The 1,755-nt window shown below is 66.0% G+C and carries 1 protein-coding gene; it reads left to right on the plus strand.

Annotated elements, in window-relative coordinates; all coding sequences use genetic code 11:
* Positions 1 to 1,639 (plus strand): membrane protein insertase YidC (gene yidC, locus AC1D01_RS33250; protein WP_477873741.1); only part of this gene is annotated, 1,639 nt, incomplete at its 5' end.
* Positions 1,640 to 1,755 lie beyond the last annotated feature (116 nt).

Here is a 1,755-nt window from a genome sequence, read left to right on the forward strand (position 1 = left end):
CGGCAGCGCCCCGGCCGGCGTGCCGTCGGCCCCGGGCTCGGTCGCGCCGACCACGGCGGCCGTGCCCGCTGCGCCAGCGGCTTCGGCGGTGCTGGCCGAGCGGGTCGAGATCCAGACCGACCTGGTGAAGGCCACGCTCGACAGCAAGGGTGGCACGCTGGTGCGCGTCGAGCTGCTGACGCAGCACGAGCAGCTGCAGAAGGACCTGTGGCAGAAGGTGCAGGAGCTGGTCGGCCTCGCGCCGCGCCATGACGAGCAGTTCGAGAAGAAGAACGTCGTCGTGCTCGATGAATCGGCGCAGCGCCTGTACGTGGCGCAAAGCGGCCTGATCCCCGCGGCGGGCGGCAGCGGCCTGCCGAACCACCTGACGGTGATGAGCCTGGTGCCCGGCGAGCGCAAGCTGAAGGACGGCAGCAACGAGCTGGTGGTGCGCTTCGAATCGCCGGTGGTCAACGGCGTCAAGCTCGTCAAGACCTACACCTTCAAGCGCGGCGACTACGTGATCGCCGTGCACAACGAGGTCACCAACGCGTCGGGTGCGCCCGTCAACGCGCGGCTGTACCTGCAACTGGTGCGCGACGGCAACGACGGCACCGGCGGCTCGAGCTTCTATTCCACGTTCACCGGCCCGGCGATCTACGACGAGACCAAGCACTTCACCAAGGTCGACTTCAAGAGCATCGAGAAGCGCGGGCCGAAGGAGACGCCCGACCACGTGACGACGGCCGAGACCGGCTGGGTCGCGATGGTGCAGCACTACTTCACCTCGGCCTGGCTGATCGACAAGCCCGACGCCAAGCAACCGCGCGAGTACTTCACCGGCAAGGCCGACGTGACGAACGACGTCACCGGCGGCCCGGCGCACGTCTACCAGGTCGGCATGACGGTGCCGCTGGGCGACATCGCGCCGAACGCCACCAAGACCTTCGATGCGCAGCTGTTCGTCGGCCCGCAGGAAGAGCACAAGCTCGCCGAGCTCGCCCCCGGCCTCGAGCTGGTGAAGGACTACGGCTACTTCAAGGTGCTGTCCGAGCCGCTGTTCTGGGTGCTGACCCAGCTGCACAAGCTGATCGGCAACTGGGGCTGGTCCATCATCTCGCTGGTCGTGCTGCTGAAGATCGCGTTCTACTGGCTCAACGCCAGCGCCTACCGCTCGATGGCCAAGATGAAGGCCATCAACCCGAAGGTGATGGAACTGCGCGAGCGCCTGAAGGACAAGCCGCAGCAGATGCAGCAGGAGATGATGCGCATCTACCGCGAGGAGAAGGTCAACCCGATCGGCGGCTGCCTGCCCATCATTGCGCAGATGCCGTTCTTCATCGCGCTGTACTGGGTGCTGCTGTCGACGGTGGAGATGCGCAATGCGCCGTGGATCGGCTGGATCACCGACCTGTCGGCCAAGGATCCGTACTTCATCCTGCCGCTGCTGATGACGCTGTCAAGCCTGCTGCAGACCTGGCTGAACCCGACGCCGCCGGATCCGGTGCAGGCCAAGATGATGTGGATCATGCCGCTGGTGTTCTCGGTGATGTTCTTCTTCTTTCCGGCCGGCTTGGTGCTGTACTGGCTGACGAACAACATCCTGTCGATCGCGCAGCAGTGGCTGATCAACAAGCAGTTGGGCGTGCTGGGCAAATAGCAAACCCGCGGTGCCCCCGCGCTTGCGGCCCCCCAAGCGGGGGCTTGCCGCGAGCAGCGGTCGGCGCGACGATCCAGCCATGGAACGACGGCAGCTCGCCGGCCTTCCACCAGTTC

This window comes from Rhizobacter sp. P3_B12, assembly GCF_056402895.1.